The organism is Streptomyces sp. NPDC101178, from assembly GCF_044767965.1.
Taxonomy (GTDB): domain Bacteria; phylum Actinomycetota; class Actinomycetes; order Streptomycetales; family Streptomycetaceae; genus Streptomyces.
Genome location: NZ_JBIWOZ010000002.1, coordinates 273730 through 298529 on the forward strand (window position 1 = coordinate 273730; position 24800 = coordinate 298529).

Sequence of the window (24800 nt, forward strand, 5' to 3'; positions counted from 1 at the left end):
CCCCTTTCTCACGTGCGTCGAAGCGGGTCCGCCCGGCCACCTGGTTGCTGTGGCCGGGCGGACCCGCTGATGTGCGATTACTTGAAGGAGACCTCGGCGAAGTTCTCCTGCGTCAGCGGGGAGACCTTCGGCGGGTTGACGTTCTTGGCGAACGCGATCGCCGGCGGGGAGGACGAGATCGGCACGCCCGGGACGTACTCCATGATCGCCTCGTTGGCCTTCTTGTAGGCCTCGGTGCGACCGTCGGTGTCGGTGATCTTGGAGGCCGCGGTCACGGCGCCGAAGACCTTCGGCTCCTTGAAGCCCCACTGCTTCTCGGCCTTGGCGAACCAGGTGCCGATGAAGTTGTAGCCGTCGTTGAAGTCACCGGTCCAGCCGAACAGGTGCAGGGCGCAGGAACCGGCCTCGACGCCGTCCACGTAGTCCGGGGCCCACTTCATGGCCTTCGGCCTGACCGTGATGCCGGCCTTCTCCAGGTCGGCCTTCATCAGCTCGAACATGTCCTGCGGGGCAGGCATGTACGGGCGGGTGACCTCGGTCGGGTAGCAGAAGTCGATGGAGAGCTTCTCCTCGCCGGCCTGCTTGAGGAGGCTCTTGGCCTTGGCGGTGTCGAACGGGTACGTCTTCACCTTGTCCGAGTAGCCGGCGACCGTGTCGGGCATGAACTGGGTCGCCACCTTGCCGCCCTCGGGCAGCTGGGTGTTGACGAGGTTCTCGCGGTCGATGGCGTGCGTGATCGCCTGACGGACCTGCGGCTTCTTCAGCGCCGGGTTCGCACCCTGGCTCATGCCGACGTAGAAGATGTTGAAGACGTCGCGGGTCGGGACCTCGAAGCCCTGCTTCTCCAGCGTCGTCACATCGGCGGGAGCGACCAGGTCGTAGCCGTCGATGTCACCCGCCTGGAGCGCCTGGCGACGGGTCTCGTCGGTGGAGATGGTGCGGAAGACCAGATTCTTCACCTTGGCCTTGTCGCCCCAGTAGTCGTCGAAGCGCTCCAGGGAGACTTCCTTGTTCCCCTTGTTCCACTTCACGATCTTGTACGGGCCGGTGCCGGCGACCGTGCCGGCCTCCTGGCTGTACTTGGGGTACGTGATCGCGTCGCCCTTGGCGGACGCGTCCTGCTTCTCGTACTCCTTGATCGCCTTCGGCGAGTGGATCGCGAGCGCCTGGAGGGAGAATCCGCCCGGCAGGTTCGCCGAGGGCTCGTTCACCTCGATGACGGCCGTGTTCTCGTCCTTGGCGGTGCAGGACTTGTAGTTCGCCTTGGGCGCCTCGGCGTCCTCGTTCTTCGCGAACCCGCCCATGATGCTCTGCCAGTAGTAGGAGACCGCGCTGGACTGGTAGGTGCCCTTCCAGTTGAACCAGTGGTCGTAGTTCGCGCAGACCGCAGCGGCGTTGAACGCCTCGCCGTCGTGGAACTTCACGCCCTGGCGCAGGTTGAACGTCCAGACCTTGCCGGCCGCGTCGCCCTCCCACTTCTCGGCGAGTCCGCCGACCAGCTTGCTGCCGCCGGGCTCGTGCTCCAGCAGCGCCTCGAACGCCTGGCGGGTGACGCGGAACGTCTCGCCGTCGCTCGCGAGGGCCGGGTCGAGGGAGCCGGGGTCACCGGATCCGGCGAAGACGAAGGTGTCCTTGTCGCCCCCCTTGGCTCCGTCGGTGTCCCGCTCGCTGGAACAGCCCGTGGCGATCAGACCGACAGCGACCGCTGTCGTGATCGCCCGGACAGCCCGGGACTTGAATATGCGCATGGGTCCACCCCTGGTTCGCCATGTGGTGAGGTTTGATGGCCGCACACTACAGACGGGGTACATCGCAAGAGAACAGTCCGGATAGCGGTGATACCTAGTCGAGACCCGGACAGTTAACAAACCGCCCAGTTCCGGGACATCCCTCCGCGCCCGGTTAACGCGCCGGAAATCCGCGGGTGTTCGGAGCGGGGGGTCTCCTGCGGCGGGTCGGTGACGGCGGACGGACCCGCAGGTCAGCGGTGCTGCTGCGGCGGGTATCCGTAGCCGGGGGCAGCGGCCGGCGGCGGGCCTGCCGGGGCGTGCGGCTCGCGGTCGTAGAACGGGCGGGTGTTGGCGCGCAGCCACATCGCGACCGGGTCGTACTCGTCGGACATGGCGACGGTGGAGACGGGCAGCCCGTCGGGGACCGCGCCGACCGACTGCCGCATCATCGCCCGCACCGCGTCGACGGACTCCCGCCCGGTGTCGTACAGATCGAGACCGATCGCGAGGTACGGGACACCGACGGCGGGGTGCACCCAGGCGCGGCGCAGCGAGCGGACGGCCGGGGTGCGGTGGGCGTTCTGGGTGAGCTGGGCGTAGAACTGCGGCAGCTCCACGGCGGGCTCGGTCAGCCGGAGCGGTCCGGCGGGGAGCCGGTCCAGGCCGGTGGAGATCCGGCGCAGATCGAGCCAGGGGATGCCGACGCCGCCGCCGGGCGCGTGCGGGTTGAGCCAGATGCCCCAGCGGTCGGGGAAGAGGGCGCGGGCGATCTCCCGGCCGGAGACCAGCTCGTGGGAACGGCTCCAGCCGCTGGCGGAGAGCTCCTGCGCGGAGGTGACGCACGGCGCGTAACCGAGTCCTTCGACCTCCATGGAGCCGTACTGCGCGTCCGGTGAGCCGGCCGTGCCGTGCCAGAGCAGCATCCAGATGCGGCCGTCGGCGAGGGCCGCGAGCAGCGCCTCGTAGGCGTCGTAACGCCCGGGGCTGACCTGGCGCAGCATGTGCTCGACCTGACCGGCCGCCGCAGTGCCTGACGCACTCACCCTGGGTCCCGCCCCTCATCGATCCGTCGACGCTCCCGGGCACACGGGAGCGGCCCCGCCATCAAACCAGCTTATGCGCCACTTCTGACACCGACTTGACGCCACGGTCGGCCGGCGCCCGCGATCACCGCGCGGCCGGTGGCTTCGCGCGGTACGTCCGGTGGCTTTCGCGCCGCACGTCCGGCGGCTTTCGCCCGGTATGCCCGGTGGCTTTCGCGCCGTACGTTCAGTGGCCTTCGCGCCGGTAGAACGGGCGTACTTTCTCGCGCATCCAGTCGCCGACCAGGTCCTGGGCCACGTCCAGCAGGACCAGGTTCACCGGCCAGGGCACCTCGACGCGGCCGAGCGCCCGTCCCAGGGCTTCCATCGGGGCGCTCTGGCCCGCGCCGTCCCAGGTGGCGAACTCGACGCCGACGAAGAGGACCGGGTCGCCGCCCTCGATGCTGGCGAGCGCGCGGCGGGCGGTGGAGACCACGCCGGTGGCCTCGAACTCGGCGGAGACGGCGGTGAGGAAGTCGACCGGGTCGTGCTGCCAGTCCGGTTCGTACAGCTTGACCCGGCCGCCGCTGGCGGGACCGTCCAGCGCGGTGCGCCCGGCCCGGCAGAGCTCGGCGACGGCGGGCGGCGGCAGCGGGATGCCGACCGCGCCGCCCGGGTTCACCGCGATGCCGACCTGCGGCGGCAGGCCGCGGGCGAAGTCGCGGGCGGGCGCGACGGCGAAGGACATGTGGCTGCCGACGCAGCTGAGGAACTGGCCCTCGGAGCTGAAGACGGGGACGTACGCGGCGCCGTCGATGTCCATCATCGGCAGGTCCAGGTCGGCGCTGGCGGGCGAGCCGCCGTTCGGCAGCGGCACCCAGACCGAGCTGCGGCCGAGCACCTCGACCAGGCGGCCGCCCGCGTCGGCGATGCCGAGGGAGGCGGTCAGGACCTCTTCGAGCTCGTTGGCGGGCCACGCGTGCTGGGGGTGCGCCTGGGCCGGTGCCGGAATCTCCACTGCCTCTGTGCCTCTCTCGGCTGTCGTCGCTGGCGTTGTTCCGGCCAGAACCCTAACCGGAGTGGTCGGCCGGGTCGTGGGCGTTTGTGAAGGTGATCCGCTCCAGCGCGGTCGCGGCCTCCCGGTCCAGCAGCACCGCCGAGGCGCAGCCGACGGGCAGCGCGCCGCGTTCGGTGTCGCGGATCAGCCGGCCCACCGCGTGCCGGTGCCGGGCGAAGGCGTAACCGGAGACGCCCCGGCCGCGCTCGCGCTGGCCCTGGCGGGCGGTCTCCGGGTCCACGTCCAGCAGGAGCAGGCGCAGGGTGCGGCCCCGGCGCGCGGCGTGCCGGGCGAGCCAGTTCCGTACCCAGGTCTGCGTACCGCAGTCGTGGACGACGACCGAGGCGCCGGAGCGCAGCACGGCCCAGAGCCCGAGGTAGTGGGCGGCGCGGACCAGGGGGCGGTAGAGGGCGTACGGGAGTAAGCGGGGCAGGGCGGCGGCCCAGCGGTCGCGGGTGTTCTGCGAGTCGATGGCGTGGCCGGCCACCGCACGCCGGATCATGGTGGACTTGCCGCCGCCGGGCAGCCCGGAGACGACCACGATGTCGCCGGGGGTGAAATCGAGGCTGTACGGGGTGTGGTCCGCGCGCCCGCGCAGATCACGTACCCCCGGCGCGGGCGCGGTGAGCAGCTCCTGTACGGATGCGCCGGGCGCCGCGGCCGGCTCCCGTACCGGCGCTCCGGCCCGCTCGGGCAGCTCGCGCGCGGGGGCGCCCGGCTGTGCGGGCATCGCGCCGTCCGCGAGTCCCGCGGTCGGTACCGACCGCTGCAACGTCATCGCCCATCCCCCTGCTGTCGGGCCGGCCACGCCTGATCCTGAAGTGTAAAGAAAGGGCAAGGCTCCACAACCGTCATCGCCGTTCATCCACCCGTTGTGGACCGGCCTCCCCACGGGGGCGCAATGCGTGCGATGATGACCGCGCCAACTGCATACCGGCCGTTCGAATCCGCGCGGGAGAGTTCCGGCCACAGTGTGAGCCGGGCGCCGAAGGAGCAAGATCCTCCCTTGAATCTCTCAGGCCCCGTACCGCGTGGATGAGGCAGATCTGAAAAGCGGGCCGCTCCGGCGGCTCCACCCAAGGTGCAAGCCGAGCCCTGTGACCAGGGCGCCCCGCTACCCGGGGCATACCCCGGCAGGGGCTATCGGCGAACCTCTCAGGTTCCGATGACAGATGGGGAGGATTTCCGTCCTGACGTCGTCATGCCCTGGAGCCATGCCCATGAGCACTGCCCCCCGTCTCACCGCCCTCGACGCGCTGCACCGCTCGCTCGGCGCCACCATGACCGACTTCGCGGGCTGGGACATGCCCCTGCGGTACGCCAGTGAGCGCGACGAGCACAACGCCGTACGGACCAGGGCCGGGCTCTTCGACCTGTCGCACATGGGCGAGATCACCGTCACCGGTCCCGAGGCCGCGGCCTTCCTGAGCTACGCGCTGGTGGGCAACATCGCCACCGTCGGCAACGGCCGGGCCCGCTACACGATGATCGTCCAGGAGGACGGCGGGATCGTGGACGACCTGATCGTCTACCGCCTGGGCGAGACGGAGTACATGGTCGTCGCCAACGCGGGCAACGCGCAGATCGTGCTGGACGCGCTGACCGAGCGGGTCGGCGGCTTCGACGCCGAGGTGCGCGACGACCGGGACGCGTACGCGCTGCTCGCGGTCCAGGGTCCGGAGTCGCCCGCGATCATGAAGGCCGTCACCGACGCCGACCTGGATGGGCTGAAGTACTACGCGGGCCTGCCGGGCACGGTCGCCGGGGTGCCTGCGCTGATCGCCCGTACCGGCTACACCGGCGAGGACGGCTTCGAACTCTTCGTCGCGCCCGAGCACGCCGAGCGGCTGTGGCGCGCGCTGAGCGAGGCCGGCGAGGCGCACGGCCTGATCCCGTGCGGCCTCTCCTGCCGGGACACGCTGCGCCTGGAGGCGGGCATGCCGCTGTACGGGCACGAGCTGACGACGGCGCTGACCCCGTTCGACGCGGGCCTCGGCCGGGTCGTGAAGTTCGAGAAGGAGGGCGACTTCGTGGGGCGCGAGGCGCTCCAGGCCGCCGCCGAGCGCGCCGAGAGCGCCCCGCCGCGCAAGCTGGTCGGCCTGATCGCCGAGGGCCGCCGGGTCCCGCGAGCCGGTTTCTCCGTCGTCGCGGACGGCAAGGTGATCGGCGAGGTCACCTCCGGAGCCCCCTCCCCCACCCTCGGCAAGCCGATCGCCATGGCGTACGTGGACGCGGCCTTCGCCGCGCCGGGCACCGGGGGCGTGGGCGTGGACATCCGGGGCACGCACGAGCCGTACGAGGTCGTCGCGCTGCCGTTCTACAAGCGCCAGAAGTGATATCCCGGAAGGAACCGGGCCTCTCGCTCCACCCGGGCGTCACGGAAGTGACGTACCTCCGTCTCACCCCGTAAGACCACCGTTCATCAGCACTCCCCCGCGTACAGGAGAATTCAGGTCATGAGCAACCCCCAGCAGCTGCGGTACAGCAAGGAGCACGAGTGGCTGTCGGCCGTCGAGGACGGCGTGGCCACGATCGGCATCACGGAGTACGCGGCCAACGCGCTCGGTGACGTCGTCTACGCCCAGCTTCCGGAGGTCGGTGACACGGTGACCGCAGGCGAGACCTGCGGTGAGCTGGAGTCGACCAAGTCCGTCAGCGATCTGTACTCGCCGGTGACCGGAGAGGTGACGGCGGCCAACCAGGACGTCGTGGACGACCCCTCGCTGGTGAACTCCGCTCCCTTCGAGGGCGGCTGGCTGTTCAAGGTGCGCGTCACGGACGAGCCGGCCGACCTGCTCTCCGCCGACGAGTACACCGCGTTCTCCGGCAACTGAGATCTGAGACCTTAAGGGACCCCCTGATGTCGCTTCTGAACTCCTCCCTCCACGAGCTGGACCCGGACGTCGCCGCCGCCGTCGACGCCGAGCTCCACCGCCAGCAGTCCACCCTCGAAATGATCGCCTCGGAGAACTTCGCTCCGGTCGCGGTCATGGAGGCGCAGGGCTCCGTCCTCACCAACAAGTACGCCGAGGGCTACCCCGGCCGCCGCTACTACGGCGGCTGTGAGCACGTCGACGTGGTCGAGCAGATCGCGATCGACCGGATCAAGGCCCTGTTCGGCGCCGAGGCCGCCAACGTCCAGCCGCACTCCGGTGCGCAGGCGAACGCCGCCGCGATGTTCGCGCTGCTGAAGCCGGGCGACACGATCATGGGCCTGAACCTGGCCCACGGCGGTCACCTGACCCACGGCATGAAGATCAACTTCTCCGGCAAGCTCTACAACGTGGTCCCGTACCACGTCGACGAGACCGGTGTCGTGGACATGGAGGAGGTCGAGCGCCTCGCCAAGGAGTCCCAGCCGAAGCTGATCGTGGCCGGCTGGTCCGCCTACCCGCGGCAGCTGGACTTCGCCGCCTTCCGCCGCATCGCGGACGAGGTCGGCGCGTACCTCATGGTCGACATGGCGCACTTCGCGGGCCTGGTCGCGGCCGGGCTGCACCCCAACCCGGTGGAGCACGCCCACGTCGTCACCACCACCACGCACAAGACCCTCGGCGGTCCGCGCGGTGGCGTGATCCTCTCCACCCAGGAGCTCGCCAAGAAGATCAATTCGGCGGTCTTCCCTGGGCAGCAGGGCGGCCCGCTGGAGCACGTGATCGCGGCCAAGGCGGTCTCGTTCAAGGTCGCGGCGGGCGAGGAGTTCAAGGAGCGCCAGCAGCGCACCCTGGACGGCGCGCGGATCCTGGCCGAGCGCCTGGTCCAGCCGGACGTCACCGAGGTCGGCGTCTCCGTCCTCTCCGGCGGCACCGACGTGCACCTGGTCCTGGTCGACCTGCGCAACTCCGAGCTGGACGGCCAGCAGGCCGAGGACCGGCTCCACGAGCTGGGCATCACGGTCAACCGGAACGCCATCCCGAACGACCCCCGTCCCCCCATGGTCACCTCGGGCCTGCGGATCGGCACCCCGGCGCTGGCCACACGCGGCTTCGGCACCGAGGAGTTCACCGAGGTCGCGGAGATCATCGCCGCCGCCCTCAAGCCGTCGTACGACGCGGACGACCTCAAGGCCCGCGTGGTCGCGCTGGCCGAGAAGTTCCCGCTGTACCCCGGCCTGAAGTAGCGCCTGGCCTGCGGTTCCGCGCATCGTGACGGGGCACCGCGCACACTGAGGAGAGTGAGCGCGGTGCCCCGTTCCTTGCCCCCGGTCTGAAATTTTCACCCCGCTTGCCCCGCTTGTCCCCGCACCGCCCAGGCAGACAACGGCGTCTTCCAACCCCCCAAGGAGTCCTCCCGTGGCCATCTCGGTCTTCGACCTCTTCTCGGTCGGCATCGGCCCGTCCAGCTCCCACACGGTGGGCCCGATGCGGGCCGCCCGGATGTTCGCGCGCCGCCTGAAGAACGAGGGCCTGCTCGCGCACACGACCTCGATACGGGCCGAGCTGTACGGCTCCCTCGGCGCGACCGGACACGGCCACGGCACCCCGAAGGCGGTCCTGCTCGGCCTGGAGGGCGAGTCCCCGCAGACGGTCGACGTCGAGTCCGCCGACGCTCGGGTCGAGGCGATCCGCTCCACCGGCAGGATCAACCTGCTCGGCATGCACGAGATCGCGTTCGCCTTCGACGACGACCTGATCCTGCACCGCCGCAAGGCGCTCCCGTACCACGCCAACGGGATGACGATCTTCGCGTACGACACCGAGGGCGCCCCGCTCCTGGAGAAGACGTACTACTCGGTCGGCGGCGGCTTCGTGGTGGACGAGGACGCGGTGGCCGGCGAGAACCCGATCGTCCCGGACGACACGGCCCTGCGGCACCCGTTCCGTACGGGCGACGAGCTGCTGCGCCTGGCCCGCGAGACCGGCCTCTCGATCTCCTCGATGATGCTGGAGAACGAGCTGGCCTGGCGCACCGAGGCGGAGATCCGCTCCGGGCTGCTGGACATCTGGCGGGTCATGCAGGCCTGCGTCTCGCGCGGCATGTCCCGCGAGGGCATCCTCCCCGGCGGCCTCAAGGTCCGCCGCCGCGCCGCCAACTCGGCCCGCCAGCTGCGCGCCGAGGGCGACCCGCAGGCCCACGCGATGGAGTGGATCACCCTCTACGCGATGGCGGTCAACGAGGAGAACGCGGCGGGCGGCCGCGTGGTCACCGCCCCCACCAACGGCGCGGCGGGCATCATCCCGGCGGTCCTGCACTACTACATGAACTTCGCGGCCCACGGCTGCACCGAGGCGGAGAAGGAGGACAGCGTCGTCCGCTTCCTCCTCGCCGCCGGCGCCATCGGCCTCCTCTTCAAGGAGAACGCCTCCATCTCCGGCGCCGAGGTCGGCTGCCAGGGCGAGGTCGGCTCGGCCTGCTCGATGGCGGCCGGCGCCCTCGCCGAGGTCCTCGGCGGCTCCCCCGAGCAGGTGGAGAACGCCGCCGAGATCGGCATGGAGCACAACCTGGGCCTGACCTGCGACCCGGTCGGCGGCCTGGTCCAGATCCCGTGCATCGAACGCAACGGCATGGCGGCGGTGAAGGCGGTCACGGCGGCGAAGATGGCGCTGCGGGGGGACGGCAGCCACAAGGTCTCGCTGGACAAGGTCATCAAGACGATGAAGGAGACAGGGGCCGACATGTCCGTGAAGTACAAGGAGACGGCCCGCGGCGGGCTCGCGGTGAACATCATCGAGTGCTAGGCCGAGCGGCCCTGACCAGCGCTTTTATAGCTTTCAGCGCGGTCAGGGCCTTTCCCGTCCACCCGGCGGAGAGGCTCCGGAGCTACTGCCTGCTCGCGATGCGCTCCTCCGCGGGCTGCTCGTGAGCTTCGGCGGGCTGCTCCTTCGGGGCCGACCTGGGGAGCCAGCGCAGGGCGGCCGTGCCGAGGGCGGCGTGCAGGAGGCTCGCCACGACCACGACGACGTGCAGGCCGGTGACGAACGCGGACTTCGCGTCCTGGATGGCGGACGGGAGCAGGGAGGGCAGCTGGAGGGTCTCGTCGAGGGTGGGGGCGAGGTCCGGGCCCTGGAGGCGGAAGAGCAGCGCGGCGAGGGAGCCGAGGAGCGCGATGCCCAGGGCGTTGCCGATCTCGTTGCTGGTCTCGGCGATCGCGCCGGCCGAACCCGCCCGCTCCGCGGGGACCGCGCCGACCGCGGTGTCCGCGACGACGGCGAAGGAGATGCCGTATCCCAGTCCCGCGATCACGGTCGAGGCGATGTACCAGCCGATCCCGCCGGTGACCGTGGTGGGGAGCAGCATCAACAGGCCGCCCGCGATGGAGAAGTGGCAGATGAGGAGCGCGGCCCGCTTGCCGATGCGCTCGACGACGGCCGGGGTGATGATGCAGGAGAGGGTGAGGGCCGCCGCGCCCGGGAGCGCCAGGAGCGCCGCGTGCAGGACGCTCAGGTTCAGCACGGACTGGAGGTAGATGCCGGACAGATACGCCGCCGCCGACCATGCGGCCAGGGGCAGCAGGCCGGTGATGATGGCGATGGTGAAGACGCGGTCGCGGAAGAGGGAGAAGTCGATCAGCGGGTTGTCGAGGTGCCGCTGGCGCAGGCCGAAGAAGGTCAGTACGGCGATGCCGGCGATCACCGTGATGACCGGGAGGGCCGAGATCCCGTCGGCGGCCAGGTGCTTGATCCCGTAGATCGTGAGCAGCAGGCCTCCGGCGGAGGTCACGACGCTGAGCGGGTCGACGCGGCCCGTCCCGCCCGACCGGACCTCGCGGAGGAGGACCGGTGCGAAGACCAGGAACACGACGATGACGGGGAGGTTGACGAGGAAGACCGAGCCCCACCAGAACGAGCCGAGCAGGGCGCCGCCGACGACCGGGCCGATGGCGAAGCCGGCCGCGAAGGCCGCGGCGAAGATGCCGATGGCCTGGGCCCTGCGCCGGGGGTCGGGGAAGAGCTCGCTCAGCACGGCCAGCGCCGAGGGCAGCAGGGTCGCACCGGCCACGCCCATGAGCGCCCGGCAGGCGATGAGGAGTTCGGGGGTCGGTGCGAACGCGGCCCCGGCGGAGCCGAGTCCGAACACGGTCGCGCCGATCATCAGGAGCTTCAGCCGGCCGTAGCGGTCGCCGATGCTGCCGAAGGCGACGAGCAGGGAGCCGACGGCGAAGCCGTAGATGTCCAGGATCCACAGCGCCTGGTCGGCGGTGGGCGAGAGGGCCTGGCTGATCCGGGGCATCGCCAGGAACAGGATCGAGCCGTCCATGGAGACGAGGAGAACCGGTCCGAGGATCACCGCGAGCCCCAGCCAGGATCGCAGTCCGGGTGCGTCGTTCGCTTGCTGTCGAGTCATGGTGCCGACCCTCGGGCACGGCGGGGCCGGCAGCCATCCCCATGGTGTGGGTACACCCGACAGGTACACCCACGGAGCGGGCGAGCGCCCTACGCTCGTATACATGGAGAGCCTCGGTACGTTCCTGAAGAGCCGCCGTGACCGGGTCACGCCGGCGGAGATCGGTCTGCTGACCTACGGCACCTCCCGCCGGGTTCCCGGCCTCAGGCGGGAAGAGCTCGCCCAGCTCGCGGGGGTGAGCGCGGGGTACTACACGCGTCTGGAGCAGGGGCAGGCGGAGACCGCCTCCGAGCAGGTGCTCGACGCGCTCGCCCGGGTGCTCCGGCTCGACCAGGTGGAGACCGTCCATCTGCACAATCTCGCCCGGCAGTCGGTGAAGCCCGGTCTGGGGGATCCGCCCGCCGAGGAGCCCCACCCGCGGGTCCTGACCCTCCTGGAGTCGCTGGGCGATGCCACGCCGGCGGTGGTGCTCGGCCGGCGCGGCGACGTCCTCGCGTGGAACCGCACCGGGCACGCGCTGGTGGCCGAGCACATCCCCTTCGAGGCCCCGCGGAACGCGCAGGGGCGTCCGTCGATCCCCAGGATGTTCTTCCTCGACCCCCACACCCGCGACATGTACCGCAACTGGCCGGACCTCGCCAAGGTCCACGTCGCCTATCTGCGTCTCACCGCGGGCCGCTATCCGACGGATGCCCGGCTGGCCGGGCTGATCGGCGAACTCACCATGAGCAGCCCGGACTTCGGCGCGATGTGGGCGACGGGTGACGTCTCCGACTGCACGACGGGGGCCATGCATCTGCAGCATCCCACCGTGGGGGCGGTGAGCGTCGACTACCAGGTGTGGCTCCAGCCCGACAGCCCCGACCACCGGGTCGAGATCTACACGCCCAACGACACGACCTCCGCTGACGCGTTGCGTGTGCTGAACCAGCAGAGCGGCCGGGGTGACGAGCCGGATTCGGCCCTCGTACGGGCCGAGCGGCGCTGAGGCGCTGAAACCGCCCCGCTCCTTCCGGGGACGCCCGCGGTGGGGCCGGGGGCGTCCGTACGGAAAGGAGCGGGGCGGTTTCGCGTGCTGGGAGCGGGGCGGTTCCGGGTGCTCGGAGCGGGGCGGTTCCGTGTGCTCGTGACACGCGGGTTCCGGGTGCTCAGGAGACCGTCTGCTCCTGCCGGTCCGGGGTCTCGGGCTCCGTGTTCCGCTCCTCGCGCGGCAGCCAGCGGACCGCGAGGACGCCGAGCGCGAGCGTGAGGGCGGCCGCGACGCCGATCGCCGCGTGCAGGCCGGTGACGAAGGCGTCCTTGGCCTGCGCGGCGCTCTCGTCGGACAGGCCGGGTGTGGACAGGGTGGTGTCGAGCGTGCCCGCCGTGCCGGGGCCGAGGAGGCGGAAGAAGAACGCGGCGAGCGAGCCGAGCAGGGAGATGCCGAGCGCGCCGCCCAGCTCGTTGCTCATCTCCGCGATGGCCCCGGCCGAACCGGCCCGCTCCGCGGGCACCGCCGCGACGGCGGTCTCCGCGACCAGGCTGAAGGAGAACCCGTAGCCGACGCCCGCGATGACGGTGGAGGCGATGTACAGCGCCGCACCGGCGGTGGAGCCGGTGAACATCAGCAGCAGCAGTCCGGTGCCGATGAAGAAGTGCGAGGCGATCAGCGCGGCCCGCTTGCCGATCCGGTCGACCACGCCCGCCGTGCCGATGCAGGCCACGGTGAGCACCGCCGCGCCCGGCAGGGCGAGGAACGCCGCGGTGAGCACGGTGAAGCCGAGCACCGACTGGAGGTAGACACCGCTGAGGTAGCCGGCCGCGGCCCAGGCCACCAAGGAGAGGAGCCCGGTCAGTACGGCGACGGTGAAGACCCGGTCACGGAAGAGGCCGAGGTCGAGCAGCGGCTCCTCCAGCGTGAACTGCCGGCGTACGAACCACACCAGGATGGCGATGCCCAGCGCGCCGATGGCCAGCTGCTCGACCGAGAACCCCTCCGCCGCCGCGGCCTTGACGGAGTAGACGGCGAGCAGGATGCCGACCGCCGACTGCGCCACGCTCAGCGCGTCCACCCGGCCGGGCCTGGCCTCGCGGACCTCCTTCAGGAGCTTCGGGGCGAAGGCCAGGAAGACCACGACGACCGGGAGGTTGATCAGGAACACCGAGCCCCACCAGAAGCGGTCGAGGAGCAGACCGCCGGCGACCGGGCCGACGGCGAAGCCCGCCGCGAAGGTGGCCGCGAAGATGCCGATCGCCCGGGCCCGCTGCCTGACGTCGGGGAAGAGGTGGCTGACGATCGCCAGGCCGGAGGGCAGCAGGGTCGCGCCGCCGAGTCCCATCAGCCCGCGCGAGGCGATGAGGAGTTCCGGGCTGGTGGCGAACGTGGCGCCCGCCGATCCGATGCCGAAGAGCATCGCGCCGCCGAGCAGGAACTTGAGCCGGCCGTGCCGGTCGCCGAGGTTGCCGAACGCGATGAGAAGCGAGGCCACCACGAATCCGTAGATGTCGACGATCCAGAGGGCCTGGCTCGCGCTGGGCGAGATCGCGTCGTTGATGCTCGGCATCGCGAGGTAGAGCACCGAATTGTCCATCGCCACCAGCCCGACGAGGCTGAGGACCAGGGTGAAGCCGAACCAGGCCCGGCGGGGTGTTGTGCTGTGTGTGGTCAACGTACTTCCTCCAGAGTGAGTGCGGCCGGGCCGCTGAGCGACGAGGGGAACGACCGCCCGGCAAGAAACATAGTGCCTATTATTATGTTGGCATAGCGACCGCTCCTTTGCCAGATCCGGTGATAGTCATGGAGCCGTGGAGAGGAGAAGTTCGTGCGGATAGCGCTCACGGGTGCGACGGGAACGGTGGGGGGCCAGGTGGCACGCCTCCTCGCCCCGCGGTACGACCTGAGCTGCCTGACCCGCTCCCCGGAACGGGCGGCGGCCCGCCTGCCGGGGCCCGGCCTCGCCGTCGAGGCGGACCTGGACGACGTCCCATCCCTGACACGGGCGCTGGCCGGGGCGGACGCGCTCCTGGCGGTGACGTTCGACCCCCTGCGGGACACCCACGACGAGCACCTCCTCACCGCCGCGCGCCGGGCCGGGGTCCGGCACGTCGTGAAGGTCTCGGCCCTCGCGGTCGCCGACCCCCGGGCGCAGGACGCGATCACCCGGTGGCAGCGGGCGTGCGAGGAGCGCGTCCGGGCGTCCGGGCTGTCCTGGACGCTGCTGCGCCCCCGCGCCTTCATGTCCAACTGCCTGGACTGGACGCGGTCCGTACGCGAGGAAGGCGTCGTACGTACGCTGCACGGCTCCTCCGCCAACTCCTGCGTCGACCCCCGGGACGTGGCCGCGGCGGCGGCCCGCGCCCTGACCTCCCCCGGGTGCGCGGGACGGGCGTACGCGCTGACGGGCCCGGCCCCCCTGTCGGCCCGGCAGCAGGCCGCGCAGCTCGCGGAGGTGCTGGGCCGGCCGGTACGCCATGAGGAGCTGACCGAGGCGGAGGCCCTGGCGAGGTGGCGCGCCCGCTACCCCGACGCCCTCGCGGCGGCGCTCCTCGAAAGCGCGGACCGGCAGGCCCGGGGAGCCAAGAGCGCCGTGGACCACGGGGTACGGGAAGCGATCGGCCGGGAGCCCGGTACGTTCCGGGCGTGGGCCCGGCGTCATGGCGCCGCCTTCCGTACGCCGACGCCGCCGGGTGGGTCACGGCGGCCCGGTGCGCGGCCCCGGCCGGCCGGACCAGCTCGCCGGTGAGCCGCCGCCCGACGACGGCCTCGTACGGTTCGCTCCCGGCGCTCCCGGCGACGGGGATGCGGACGGCGGTCATGACGGGACCCCCACCGACGCGGCGGCCAGCTCGGACCGCACCACAGAGGCGACCTGCGCCGCGGTGCGCCCGTGGGTGGACACCACGACCCGGGCCACGGACAGGTACAGCGGGCGCCGCCGGGACATCAGGCCGAGCCACCGGCCGGCGAAGTCGTCCCGCAGCAGCGGACGGGAGTCGTCCGCACCCAGGCGTTCCCGGACGTCCGCGAGCGTGGCGTCCAGGAAGACCACCGGCAGCCCGCGCAGCGCCGCGCGCGTCCCCGCGTGCACGACGGCCCCGCCGCCCAGGGCGAGCACCCCGAAGTGCTGGTGCAGCGCCGCGCGGACGGCCTCGTGCTCGATGGCGCGGAAGTGCGGCTCGCCCCGTTCGGCGAAGATCTGGCTGACGGACCGTCCGGTCAGCCGCTCGATGTCCCGGTCGGTGTCACGGGCCGCCGTGCCCGTACGCGCCGCGAGGATCCGTGCGACCGAGGACTTGCCCACGCCGGGCGGGCCGACGAGCACGGCCAGGGGGGAGGTCATGCGATCTCCAGGTGGGCGAGGAAGCCGGAGACGTTACGACGGGTCTCGGCCACGCTGTCGCCGCCGAACTTCTCCGCCACCGCGTCGGCCAGGACCAGGGCCACCATCGCCTCCGCCACGATCCCGGCGGCCGGCACCGCGCACACGTCCGAGCGCTGGTGGTGCGCGACGGCCGCCTCGCCGGTGCTGACGTCCACGGTGGCCAGGGCGTGCGGAACCGTGGCGATCGGCTTCATCGCGGCCCGTACGCGCAGGAGTTCACCGGTGGTCAGGCCGCCCTCTGTGCCCCCGGAGCGGCAGGAGGCGCGCCGGATGCCGTCGGCGGTGGGCACGATCGCGTCGTGGGCCAGCGAGCCGGGCACCCGGGCCAGCCCGAAGCCGTCGCCCACCTCGACCCCCTTGATGGCCTGGATGCCCATCAGCGCGGCGGCCAGCCGCGCGTCCAGCCGGCGGTCCCAGTGCACGTGCGAGCCGAGGCCGACCGGTACGCCGTGAACGACGACCTCGACGACGCCGCCCAGGGTGTCGCCGTCCCGGTGGGCCTGGTCGATCTCCGTGACCATCGCCTTGGACGCGTCCACGTCCAGGCAGCGCACCGGGTCCGCGTCGAGCCGCTCCACGTCGCCGGGCCGGGGCACGTCCCCGTACGGAGCCCGCGCTGCGCCCAGCTCCACGACATGGCTGACGATCTCGATCCCGGCCGTCTCCCGCAGGTACGAGCGGGCCACCGCGCCGAGGGCCACCCGGGCGGCGGTCTCCCGGGCGCTGGCGCGCTCCAGGACCGGCCGGGCCTCGTCGAAGCCGTATTTCTGCATCCCCGCCAGATCGGCGTGGCCCGGGCGCGGACGGGTCAGCGGGGCGTTGCGGGCCAGGCCGGCGAGCTCGGCGGGGTCGACCGGGTCCGCCGACATGACCTGCTCCCACTTGGGCCACTCGGTGTTGCCGACCATGACGGCGACCGGGGAGCCCATGGTGAGGCCGTGGCGTACGCCGCCGAGGAAGGTGACCTCGTCCTGCTCGAACTTCATCCGGGCACCGCGCCCGTAACCGAGCCGCCGCCGGGCGAGCGCCTCCGCCACCAGCTCCGTGGTGACCGGGACACCGGCGGGAAGACCCTCCAGCGTCGCCACCAGTGCGGGGCCGTGCGACTCCCCCGCGGTCAGCCAGCGCAACCTGCTCATCCTCTCCCTGCTTTCCTCTTGCGCGCGTACGTGGTCATCAGCGGTGATCCGGTACTTCGTAGGACGGGAAGAGCCGGGCCATCTCCCGGTGGAACCCGGGGAAGGTCTTCTTCACACAGGACGGGTCGTCGAGAGCCAGCGGAATCCGTGCGGCCATCCCCAGGACCGAGAACGCCATGGCGATCCGGTGGTCGCGGTGGCAGGCGATGCGGGCCGGGCGCAGCAGGCCGGGGTGGACGGTGACCGAGTCCTCCGTCTCGTCCACCTTGACGCCGCAGGCGCGCAGGTTCTGCGCCACCGCCGCTATGCGGTCCGACTCCTTGTAGCGGGCATGCCGCACACCGCCGATGGTCAGGGGTCCGTCGGCGAGCGGGGCGATGGCGGCGAGGGTCATGAAGGTGTCGGAGATGTCCCCCATGTCGAGGGTGAGACCGCCGCGCAGCCGTCCGGTGCCCGTCACGGTGACGTCCCGGTCCGACACCTCCACCTGGGCTCCCAGCCGGCGCAGGGTGTCCACGAACCGCAGGTCGCCCTGGAGGCTGCGCCGGCACAGGCCGGGGACGGTGACCCGGTGCCCGGTCGCCGCGGCGGCGGCGAAGACGTAACTGGCGGTCGAGGCGTCGGGTTCGATGACGAGGGCGGCGGGCCGGTATCCGCCCGGCCGCACCTCGACCACCCCGGTGCCGGACTCCTGGACGTCCGCGCCGAAGCGCCGCATCAGGGACAGCGTCATGTCCAGGTAGGGGCGGCTGACGGAACCGCTCAGGTCGGCCCGGACCGGACGCCGCATCAGGGGGGCGCTCATCAGCAGGCCGCTGAGGAACTGGCTGCTCATGGAGGAGTCCACCCGCAGCTCGCCGCCCTCCAGCCCGGTGGCCCGTACGGTCAGCGGGAGGCGCCCCGGGGCCGGAGTCTCCAGCTCGGCGCCGAGGGCGGTCATGGCCTTCATCAGCGGGCTCAACGGCCGGGCCCGGAGCTGTCCGGAGCCGTCGAAGGCGAAGGTGCCCTCGCCCGCCGCGCTGAACGGGGGCAGGAAGCGGGCCGCCGTACCGGCGTCCGCGCACCACACCTCTCCCGTCCCGACGGGGCCGCGTCCGTGGCCGGTGACGTCCCAGAACTGGTCGCCGGGGCTGTTCTCGACATGTACGCCGAGGTTGCCCAGGGCCGCCCGGAAGGCGAGGGTGTCGTGACTGACCAGCGGGGCCCAGAGGGTGCTGGTGCCCTTCGCGGCGGCGGCCAGCAGCAGGGCTCTGGTGGTGATGCTCTTGGAGCCGGGGATGCGCGCGGTCAGCGGGCGCAGCCGGGATGCCTGCGGTGTCATCGGCCGGCCGCCTTCTCCATGGCGGTCTCCACCTCGGCGGCGATCGCCTCGGGGGTGAAGCCGAACTCGCGGAAGAGCAGGGCGCCGTCGGCCGAGGCCCCGAACCGCTCCAGGGACATCACGCGTCCCGCCTCGCCCGCGATGCGGTCCCAGCCGAGGCCGACGCCGGCCTCGACCGTCACCCGTACGCGGATGTCGGGAGGCAGCACCAGGTCCCGGTAGGAGCGGTCCTGCTCCATGAACCACTCCAGGCAGGGCATCGACACCACCCGGGCCGCGATGCCGCGCCGCTCCAGCAGCTCCTGGGCGGCGACCGCCAGGGACACCTCGGAACCGGTGGCCACGAGCAGCGCCCGCGGCACCCCGCCCTCGGCCTCGCGGAAGACGTAACCACCGCGCGGGACCAGCTCGTTGGGCGGGTGAACGGGCAGGTTCTGCCGGGACAGCACGATCCCGTGCGGGGCGGGGTCGGCACTGTGCCGGCGTACGATCTCCGCCCAGGCCGCCGCCGTCTCGTTGGCGTCGGCGGGGCGTACGACGTTCAGTCCGGGGATGGCCCGCAGGGAAGCCAGCTGTTCGACCGGCTGGTGGGTGGGGCCGTCCTCGCCGAGGCCGATGGAGTCGTGGGTCCACACATAGGTGACCGGGAGCCGCATCAGCGCGGCGAGCCGGACGGCGGGGCGCATGTAGTCGGAGAAGACCAGGAAGGTGCCGCCGTAGATGCGGGTCGCGCCGTGCAGCGCCACCCCGTTCATCACGGAGGCCATGGCGTGTTCCCGGATGCCGAAGTGCACGGTGCGCCCGTACGGGTCGGCCTGCGGGAGGGCGTTGCCCAGCGGCAGGAAGGAGGAGGAGCTGTCGATGGTGGTGTTGTTGGAGCCGGCCAGGTCGGCGGAGCCGCCCCACAGCTCGGGCAGCAGCGGCCCCAGCGCGGCGAGCACGGTGCCCGAGGCCTTGCGGGTGGCCATGGAGGTGCCGGGTTCGAAGGCGGGGAGCTTGTTCTCCCACCCGGTCGGCGGCTGCCCCTGGGTGATCCGGTCGTGCTCGGCGGCCCGGCGGGGGTGGGCGTCGCGCCACCCGGCCAGTCTCCCGGCCCAGGCGGTGTGGGCGGCGCGGCCACGGACCAGGGCGGTCCGGGTGTGCGCGAGCACCTCGTCCGGTACGTGGAAGGAGCGGGCCGGGTCGAGGCCGAGGATCTCCTTGGTGGCCGCGACCTCCGCCGGGCCCAGCGCGGCTCCGTGCGCGGCGGCGGTGCCCTTGGCCTGGGGCGCGGGCCAGGCGATGACCGAGCGCGCGGCGATCAGGGTGGGCCGGTCGCGTACCTCCTTGGCGGCGAGGAACGCCTCGCGCAGGGCGAGGGGGTCGAGGTCGCCGTCGGGCTTCGGCTCCACCCGGTGCACGTGCCAGCCGTACGAGGCGTACCGCTGCAGGACGTCCTCGGAGAACGCGGTGCTGGTGTCCCCCTCGATCGAGATGTGGTTGTCGTCGTAGAGCACGACGAGATTGCCCAGCTTCTGGTGCCCGGCCAGCGACGAGGCCTCGGCGCACACGCCCTCCTGGAGGTCGCCGTCGCCCGCGATGACCCAGACCGTGTGGTCGAAGGGGGAGGTGCCGGTGGCGGCCTCGGGGTCGTAGAGTCCCCGCTCGTAGCGGGCGGCCATGGCCATACCGACCGCGTTGGCGATGCCCTGTCCCAGCGGCCCGGTGGTGGTCTCCACTCCAGGGGTGTGCCCGCGCTCGGGGTGGCCGGGGGTGAGGCTGCCGTGCCGGCGGAAGGCCTTGAGGTCGTCCAGGGTCAGCGGGTAGCCCGCCAGCATCAGCTGGACGTACAGCAGCAGGCTGGCGTGCCCGGCCGAGAGGACGAAGCGGTCCCGCCCCTCCCAGCCGGGGTCGGCGGGATCGTGGCGCATGACCTTCTGGAAGAGGACGTACGCGGCCGGGGCGAGGCTCATCGCGGTTCCGGGGTGTCCGTGCCCGGCGTGCTGCACGGCGTCCATGGCCAGGGCGCGGGCGGTGTCGACGGCCAGCTCGTCGAGCGCGCTCCATTCCTGTGCGATCCGCTCCTGTGCGCTCCGGTCCCGTGCGCTCCATTCCTGAGCGCTCGGGACCTCGGTGCTCCGGTCCTCGGTGCTCCGGTCCTCCGTGCGCTGTGCCGGCTGATCCGGTGCGGTCTGCGGTGGTGACTGCATGAGGTCGTCCCTACGGGAGTTCGGCGGTCCGGGAGAACCGCGGGGCTGGTCGGGAGGTGCTGCCCGGGGCAGCGCGGTCGAGACGTGCGTGCGGGCGTACGGGCGGGCGTGCGCAGGCGCGTGGGGGGGGCGGCGGGTTCGGGGCGGGCCCCTGTCGTGGGCCGGTCCTCGTGGTGGGGTCCGGCGTGCCGTGCGCCGGGCGGGAGACCGGCGGCGGGGCGGCCCGCGGCGGGCCGGGCCGTGCCTCGGCTGCCGCTCCAACTTATGGGGCCGCGGGTGGGCACCCAAGCCGGATGTCGATAACTAGCGCACCAGGTGCGGAAGTTGTCGGGTGGGGTCGCCGAGCATGGTGACGGCGTGGGCCGCCGAGGCGAGCGTGACGTGCCGGTGCCAGCCGGTGAAGGAGCGCCCGGTGAAGTCCCGGATGCCCACCCGGTCGGCCACCACCGCGGCGTCCCGGGCCGCGCGGGCCGTGAGCTGTCGCAGCCTGGCCAGATATTCCATGGGGACGGTGGTGAGGTTGGACAGCCACAGTTCGGCCGGCCAGCGGCTGCCGTAGTCGCCCGTGCCCAGGAGCACCAGCTGCCGGTGCCCGGAACCCCGCGGGTGTGCGGGGAGTTCGACCCGGACGGCGGCGGCGAGGGGCGTGGCCCGCACCCTGCCCGGCAGCGGGCGCCCGTGCGGGACCGGACGCCGCATGTTGCGGGCCATGGCCATGATCCGGTGCGCGGGGAACGGGCTCTGCTCCCGCCCGCCCATGACCCGGTCGACCACGGTGAGCAGGGTGTCCTCGCCCACCCTCGCCATGAGCGGCGCGTGGCTGGTGGCTAGCGTCTCCAGGAACGGCTCGGGCGCATCGTCCAGGTCGTAGACGACGGGCCGCACCGGCAGCCCCCAGCCCAGCTGGGTCTCCCGGGACGCCTCGACCGCGCAGCCGTGCAGGCTCTCCGCGCTCGCCCCCTCCGGGACCGCCGCCTGACTGCGCCGGGCGTCGTCGGTGTGCCACGAGGAGGGGAGGTACAGGCGCCAGTTGACCGGTACGCTCGCGGATTCCGACGCGGCCCAGACTCCGACGGCCCGCTGTGCGTTCAGGGTCTGGCCGAGCGCCGGGGAGAAGTGCTGGCCCACCCCCACGGAGTTCTGGCCGGCCTTGGGGATGGTCATGGGTCTCACCACCCAGGCCCGGGTCGGCAGGGCGTCGTCCACGGCTTCGGCCAGGGCCCGGCGTATGGGCACCCAGTCCCAGGTGGAGTCGCAGATGAAGTGGTGCAGGTTCTGCTCGGAAGCCTGGGTTCCGAGCAGTTTGGCGATGTTGCGGATCGACTTGCGCCCCTGGACCGTCAGCAGACCGTCCAGGTACTGGAGGCCCTTGCGGCGCTGATCGCTGCGGGGCAGCGAGGCCAGGACCCTGGAGGACAGCTCGGCGAGGGTGAGGTCTCGGGAAGCGGAAGAAGCCTGGGCCTGGGCCGGCAGAGCGTGGCCGGTGCGGACAGCGGCCGGGTGGTGGTCAATCATGGGATTCCTCACTGTTGCCCGGGGGCGTGGCCCCGGAGGGATCGACGACAGGACGGCACGGTGTCCGGCTGAGCGGCGCCTCGGCTGCGCGAGGCCCCGCTCGGCGACGCCCCCTAGGGGGCGTTCGGACCCCGCAGCCGGCGGTAGAGGTAGGCGGCGGAGGCCAGCGTCATGTGGTGGTGCCAGCCCGGGAAGGAGCGGCCCTCGAAGTCCAGGAGACCCAGCTCGGTCTGCACGTCCCGGACCACGACGTCGGTCAGGACGGTGCGGTGGGCGAGCCCGCGCACGGTGGTGGGCGGGGCGTCGCGCAGCGAGGTGATCCAGAACCGGGAGGGCCGTTTCGGCGCGGCGGCGACCTCCGCCACGAGCCGGTGGGGCTGGTGCCCCGCCGGTGCCGGGGGGCCGGGCGGAAGGAGACGTACCGCGGCCGAGAACATCTGCGCCCGCCCCGGCAGCGCGGAGGTCGTCCGCCGGCAGTGCGCCGCGGCCAGGGCCGCCGCGTCGCCGCGGGGAGCGGTGGCCGGGGAGGGGACGTCCCCGCGTGGGGACACCGGGACGAGCGGCTGCCCGGGCTCCACCTCCAGGACGAAGTCACGCCGCCGGCGGGCGAGTTGCGAGACCACGTGACGGACGCCCGGGGCGAAGTCACGGCCGAGCACCACGGGCGCGGACCCGGCCACCCCCGCGGCGGCGAACTGCTCCACCATCTCCAGTACGAGGGCCCAGGCGGGGCGGGACGTCACCGTGTCCGGGATCCGTACGCGGCGGCGGCGCTCGGGGTCCTCGCACCAGGCGTCGTCGAGGAGGAGGCGCCAGCCGACCGGGACGCTGTGTCCGGCTCCGGTGAGGAACAGTCCGATGCCGACCTGGCAGTTCACCCGCCGGCCGGTGCCGGGGAGGATGCCCTCGCGCACCCCCACGGAGTGGTTTCCGCGCTTGCGCAGCAGCACCGGCTTGGCCGTCCAGACGGCGTCGGGCAGCAGTTCGGCGGCGATCCGGGCCAGCTCCACCCGAGCGGGCGTCCACTGCCAGGGGCTGGCGCTGATGAACTGCTGGAGGGCCTGCGGCGCACTGGCGGGCAGGTCCAGCCTCCGGGCCATCCGCCGTACGGTCTTGCGACCGGGCGTGGCGAGCAGCCCCCTGAGATAGGCGTCCGCCCACCGGCGCTGATCGCTGCGGGGCAGATACCCGAAGACCCGCTCCCCGTAGGCGGTCAGGCCCTCCGGCCCCCCGTGCCGCGCGCTCTCCGGTGCGTCGAGGATCGCTGTGGCCCCTGCAGACATGACTGGCCCCCTGAAGGCTCCCGGCCGGCGGTGGCTGCCGGCGACAAGCAAAACATAACCATCATTCTCATTCTTTTGAAGAGTGAGGATGCCTTCCGGGTGCAAGTTCGTCAACTCGGCGTTGTGAACGGCGGATGACGCGGGGAGCGTAGGGAGTTGATCAGTGAACGAGAAGCGGGAGGCCACGGTGACATCGGACGGAGCGGGAAGGAGGCCGGCGAAACAGCAGGAGAGATCCCTGCTGACGCGCGGCACCCTGCTGGACGCCACCGCACGGGAGATCGACCGGCACGGCCACGGCAGCATCGCCATGCACCGCATCGCCCGCGAGGCCGGTGTCACGACCGGGGCGCTGACCTTCCACTTCCCCACGAAGGGGCAGCTCCTCACCGAGCTCAGGGAGCTCGGGCTCGCCCGGATCGAGGAGCGGGTGAACGAGGCGGTCGGGCTCCCGGCGGCCCCCCTGCGCCGGGCCCGCCTCCTGCTGCTCGCCCTGCTCGAACTACTGCACCGCGACGTCGTGGTGCGCGCGGCCGTACGGCTCTCCGGAGAGCTCCCGGAAGGCGGGGGCTGGCCGGATTCCTGGCTCCGGCCGGTGCGGCAGATGCTCCGGAGCGCGAGCGAGGAAGGGAAGCTGCGGGCGGGCGTCACCCCGGAGGCGGTGACGGAGATGGCCCTGCGCCTGGCCGCCGGGACGGAGGTGCGCGCCCGGGGCCGCGATCCGGAGCCCGGCGCCGCCGAGGCCGACGGAGAGCACGTCGCCCAGTTCTGCGACCTGCTCCTGTACGGCATCTCGGCCGACCGCCCGCCGGAGGCGGACCCGACCCCCCGGTAGGCCCCTCGGACTCCCCCGGCCCTGACACCCGCCAGACCTCTGCCACCCACTGGCAAAATTACATAAGGACCATTATTCTTTTCTTGTCCGGGGGGCCATCCGCGAGGGCGGCCCCTGGGGGGTCAGAAGCAGTCCATGGGGAGTGGGAGCTCACATGATGAGGGACACAGGCTTGCTGCGCGACAAGGTCATCATGATCACGGGGGCGTCCAGCGGGATCGGGGCGGCGGCCGGGCACGTGTTCGCCACCGAGGGCGCGGCCGTGGTGCTCATGGCACGGCGCGAGGAGCGGCTGCGCGAACTGGCCGACCGGATCACCGCGAGCGGAGGCCGCGCGATGGCGGCCGTGGGGGACGTGACCCAGGAGGGCGAGGTCGAGCGGGTCGTCACCGAGGCGGTGTCACGCTTCGGCCGGCTGGACGGGGCGTTCAACAACGCCGGATACGCGGCGTCCGGCAGCCTGCTGCACGAGACGGACGGTGCGGCCTTCGAACAGATCATGGCCGTGAACGTCCGGGGCGTGTGGAACTGCATGCGCCACCAGATCCCCGCCATGCTCCGCTCCGACCGCCCCGCCACGATCGTGAACACCTCCAGCGTGGCCGGGGTGCTGGCCACCGGCACCTCCGCCGCCTATGTGGCGGCCAAGCACGCGGTCCTGGGGCTGACACGGGCGGCCGCGGCCGAGTACGGAGGGCGCGGGATCCGTGTGAACGCCCTGGTGGTGGGCAGCACGCGCACCGAGATGATGGACCAGGTGCTGAAGGAGACCCCCGCGCTGGAGGAGCAGTTCGTCGGCCGTTCCATGCAGCGCCGGATGGCCGAACCGGAGGAGATCGCGCGCAACGCCGCCTGGCTCTGCAGCGATCAGGCCTCCTTCGTCACGGGTGTCGCGATGCCGGTGGACGGCGGCTGGACCGCCGGCTGACACCTGGCGGCCCGTCCCGGGGGGGGGGGGGGGCGCCCCCCCCCGGGGGGGGGGGGCCCGCGCCCCCGGGGGCGGGCCGAGCTGGGGGTGGGGGGGCGCGCGTCCTGCGTCTGGGCCGAAGATCCCGCCCCACCGG

Annotated in this window: 20 protein-coding genes and 1 riboswitch; of the genes, 8 read left to right on the plus strand and 12 right to left on the minus strand. The window is 72.3% G+C overall.

Annotation, left to right across the window (positions count from 1 at the left end; genetic code table 11):
* Positions 1-77 precede the first annotated feature (77 nt).
* From ACIRR8_RS05380 to ACIRR8_RS05395, 4 genes are all read right to left on the minus strand, one after another.
* Positions 78-1748, minus strand: a complete 1671-nt coding sequence (locus ACIRR8_RS05380; protein WP_404059232.1) for an ABC transporter substrate-binding protein — start codon at positions 1746-1748, stop codon at positions 78-80.
* Positions 1749-1981: 233 nt separating this feature from the next.
* Positions 1982-2773 carry an enhanced serine sensitivity protein SseB C-terminal domain-containing protein gene (locus ACIRR8_RS05385; RefSeq protein ID WP_404059235.1) on the minus strand — a complete coding sequence of 264 codons (792 nt, stop codon included), beginning with the start codon at positions 2771-2773 and terminating at the stop codon, positions 1982-1984.
* A 226-nt stretch (positions 2774-2999) separates the two neighbouring features.
* A complete protein-coding gene (locus ACIRR8_RS05390) occupies positions 3000-3770 on the minus strand; it encodes an enhanced serine sensitivity protein SseB (RefSeq protein ID WP_404059237.1) in 771 nt (256 codons plus the stop codon).
* Between the two features lie 52 nt (positions 3771-3822).
* The gene (locus tag ACIRR8_RS05395) at positions 3823-4587 is read right to left on the minus strand and encodes an AAA family ATPase (RefSeq protein ID WP_404059239.1); all 765 of its coding nucleotides are present in this window, start codon (positions 4585-4587) and stop codon (positions 3823-3825) included.
* Positions 4588-4751: 164 nt separating this feature from the next.
* Positions 4752-4849: riboswitch (glycine riboswitch) on the plus strand.
* A 180-nt stretch (positions 4850-5029) separates the two neighbouring features.
* Between ACIRR8_RS05395 and gcvT the strand changes: the two genes are divergently transcribed.
* The 4 genes from gcvT to ACIRR8_RS05415 all read left to right on the plus strand — a co-directional run bounded on the left by gcvT (position 5030) and on the right by ACIRR8_RS05415 (position 9487).
* Positions 5030-6145 carry a glycine cleavage system aminomethyltransferase GcvT gene (gene gcvT / locus ACIRR8_RS05400; protein ID WP_404059241.1) on the plus strand — a complete coding sequence of 372 codons (1116 nt, stop codon included), beginning with the start codon at positions 5030-5032 and terminating at the stop codon, positions 6143-6145.
* Between the two features lie 120 nt (positions 6146-6265).
* On the plus strand, positions 6266-6643 hold the full coding sequence (gene gcvH, locus ACIRR8_RS05405; RefSeq protein ID WP_148020931.1) for a glycine cleavage system protein GcvH: 378 nt from the start codon (positions 6266-6268) through the stop codon (positions 6641-6643).
* Positions 6644-6669: 26 nt separating this feature from the next.
* Positions 6670-7929, plus strand: a complete 1260-nt coding sequence (gene glyA / locus ACIRR8_RS05410; RefSeq protein ID WP_404059243.1) for a serine hydroxymethyltransferase — start codon at positions 6670-6672, stop codon at positions 7927-7929.
* A 172-nt stretch (positions 7930-8101) separates the two neighbouring features.
* Positions 8102-9487 (plus strand): L-serine ammonia-lyase, encoded by a 1386-nt coding sequence (locus ACIRR8_RS05415; RefSeq protein WP_404059246.1) that lies wholly within the window; start codon positions 8102-8104, stop codon positions 9485-9487.
* A gap of 82 nt (positions 9488-9569) precedes the next feature.
* On the opposite strand, the gene ACIRR8_RS05420 is transcribed toward ACIRR8_RS05415, so the two are convergent.
* On the minus strand, positions 9570-11093 hold the full coding sequence (locus ACIRR8_RS05420; protein ID WP_404059248.1) for an MFS transporter: 1524 nt from the start codon (positions 11091-11093) through the stop codon (positions 9570-9572).
* Between the two features lie 103 nt (positions 11094-11196).
* On the opposite strand from ACIRR8_RS05420, the gene ACIRR8_RS05425 reads away from it, so the two are divergent.
* Positions 11197-12081, plus strand: a complete 885-nt coding sequence (locus ACIRR8_RS05425; protein WP_404059254.1) for a helix-turn-helix transcriptional regulator — start codon at positions 11197-11199, stop codon at positions 12079-12081.
* 160 nt (positions 12082-12241) lie between these two features.
* On the opposite strand, the gene ACIRR8_RS05430 is transcribed toward ACIRR8_RS05425, so the two are convergent.
* Positions 12242-13663, minus strand: coding sequence for an MFS transporter (locus tag ACIRR8_RS05430; protein ID WP_404060667.1), 1422 nt, complete (start codon positions 13661-13663; stop codon positions 12242-12244).
* A 231-nt stretch (positions 13664-13894) separates the two neighbouring features.
* Here ACIRR8_RS05430 and ACIRR8_RS05435 point away from each other — a divergent pair, with 231 nt between their 5' ends.
* Complete coding sequence (locus ACIRR8_RS05435) at positions 13895-14815, plus strand: NAD(P)H-binding protein (RefSeq protein WP_404059257.1); 921 nt, start codon at positions 13895-13897, stop codon at positions 14813-14815.
* A 69-nt stretch (positions 14816-14884) separates the two neighbouring features.
* Here ACIRR8_RS05435 and ACIRR8_RS05440 read toward each other — a convergent pair whose 3' ends face one another.
* From ACIRR8_RS05440 to ACIRR8_RS05465, 6 genes are all read right to left on the minus strand, one after another.
* Positions 14885-15412, minus strand: coding sequence for a shikimate kinase (locus ACIRR8_RS05440; RefSeq protein ID WP_404059259.1), 528 nt, complete (start codon positions 15410-15412; stop codon positions 14885-14887).
* A complete protein-coding gene (gene aroC / locus ACIRR8_RS05445) occupies positions 15409-16593 on the minus strand; it encodes a chorismate synthase (RefSeq protein WP_404059262.1) in 1185 nt (394 codons plus the stop codon). The genes ACIRR8_RS05440 and aroC overlap by 4 nt, the downstream gene beginning before the upstream one ends.
* Positions 16594-16630: 37 nt before the next feature.
* Entirely contained in the window at positions 16631-17914 is a 1284-nt protein-coding gene (gene aroA / locus ACIRR8_RS05450; protein WP_404059264.1) for a 3-phosphoshikimate 1-carboxyvinyltransferase, read from the minus strand.
* Entirely contained in the window at positions 17911-20103 is a 2193-nt protein-coding gene (tkt, locus tag ACIRR8_RS05455) for a transketolase (protein WP_404059267.1), read from the minus strand. The genes aroA and tkt overlap by 4 nt, the downstream gene beginning before the upstream one ends.
* A gap of 303 nt (positions 20104-20406) precedes the next feature.
* A complete protein-coding gene (locus tag ACIRR8_RS05460; RefSeq protein ID WP_404059269.1) occupies positions 20407-21618 on the minus strand; it encodes an IS701 family transposase in 1212 nt (403 codons plus the stop codon).
* A 113-nt stretch (positions 21619-21731) separates the two neighbouring features.
* Positions 21732-22901: an IS701 family transposase gene (locus ACIRR8_RS05465; protein WP_404059271.1), complete on the minus strand. Its 1170-nt coding sequence runs from the start codon at positions 22899-22901 to the stop codon at positions 21732-21734.
* Between the two features lie 163 nt (positions 22902-23064).
* On the opposite strand from ACIRR8_RS05465, the gene ACIRR8_RS05470 reads away from it, so the two are divergent.
* Both ACIRR8_RS05470 and ACIRR8_RS05475 read left to right on the plus strand, forming a co-directional pair.
* A complete protein-coding gene (locus tag ACIRR8_RS05470; RefSeq protein ID WP_404059273.1) occupies positions 23065-23736 on the plus strand; it encodes a TetR family transcriptional regulator in 672 nt (223 codons plus the stop codon).
* 157 nt (positions 23737-23893) lie between these two features.
* Complete coding sequence (locus ACIRR8_RS05475) at positions 23894-24664, plus strand: SDR family NAD(P)-dependent oxidoreductase (RefSeq protein WP_404059276.1); 771 nt, start codon at positions 23894-23896, stop codon at positions 24662-24664.
* Positions 24665-24800 lie beyond the last annotated feature (136 nt).

Excerpts from the sequence above, each read along its gene's own strand:
- ACIRR8_RS05440 (WP_404059259.1), bottom strand. The coding sequence starts at position 15,412 with ATGACCTCCCCCCTGGCCGTGCTCGTCGGCCCGCCCGGCGTGGGCAAG.
- ACIRR8_RS05460 (WP_404059269.1), bottom strand. The coding sequence starts at position 21,618 with ATGATTGACCACCACCCGGCCGCTGTCCGCACCGGCCACGCTCTGCCG.
- glyA (WP_404059243.1), top strand. The coding sequence starts at position 6,670 with ATGTCGCTTCTGAACTCCTCCCTCCACGAGCTGGACCCGGACGTCGCC.
- ACIRR8_RS05465 (WP_404059271.1), bottom strand. The coding sequence starts at position 22,901 with ATGTCTGCAGGGGCCACAGCGATCCTCGACGCACCGGAGAGCGCGCGG.
- ACIRR8_RS05395 (WP_404059239.1), bottom strand. The coding sequence starts at position 4,587 with ATGACGTTGCAGCGGTCGGTACCGACCGCGGGACTCGCGGACGGCGCG.
- ACIRR8_RS05425 (WP_404059254.1), top strand. The coding sequence starts at position 11,197 with ATGGAGAGCCTCGGTACGTTCCTGAAGAGCCGCCGTGACCGGGTCACG.
- ACIRR8_RS05420 (WP_404059248.1), bottom strand. The coding sequence starts at position 11,093 with ATGACTCGACAGCAAGCGAACGACGCACCCGGACTGCGATCCTGGCTG.
- aroA (WP_404059264.1), bottom strand. The coding sequence starts at position 17,914 with ATGACACCGCAGGCATCCCGGCTGCGCCCGCTGACCGCGCGCATCCCC.
- tkt (WP_404059267.1), bottom strand. The coding sequence starts at position 20,103 with ATGCAGTCACCACCGCAGACCGCACCGGATCAGCCGGCACAGCGCACG.
- aroC (WP_404059262.1), bottom strand. The coding sequence starts at position 16,593 with ATGAGCAGGTTGCGCTGGCTGACCGCGGGGGAGTCGCACGGCCCCGCA.
- ACIRR8_RS05380 (WP_404059232.1), bottom strand. The coding sequence starts at position 1,748 with ATGCGCATATTCAAGTCCCGGGCTGTCCGGGCGATCACGACAGCGGTC.
- ACIRR8_RS05475 (WP_404059276.1), top strand. The coding sequence starts at position 23,894 with ATGAGGGACACAGGCTTGCTGCGCGACAAGGTCATCATGATCACGGGG.
- gcvH (WP_148020931.1), top strand. The coding sequence starts at position 6,266 with ATGAGCAACCCCCAGCAGCTGCGGTACAGCAAGGAGCACGAGTGGCTG.
- ACIRR8_RS05430 (WP_404060667.1), bottom strand. The coding sequence starts at position 13,663 with ATGGACAATTCGGTGCTCTACCTCGCGATGCCGAGCATCAACGACGCG.
- gcvT (WP_404059241.1), top strand. The coding sequence starts at position 5,030 with ATGAGCACTGCCCCCCGTCTCACCGCCCTCGACGCGCTGCACCGCTCG.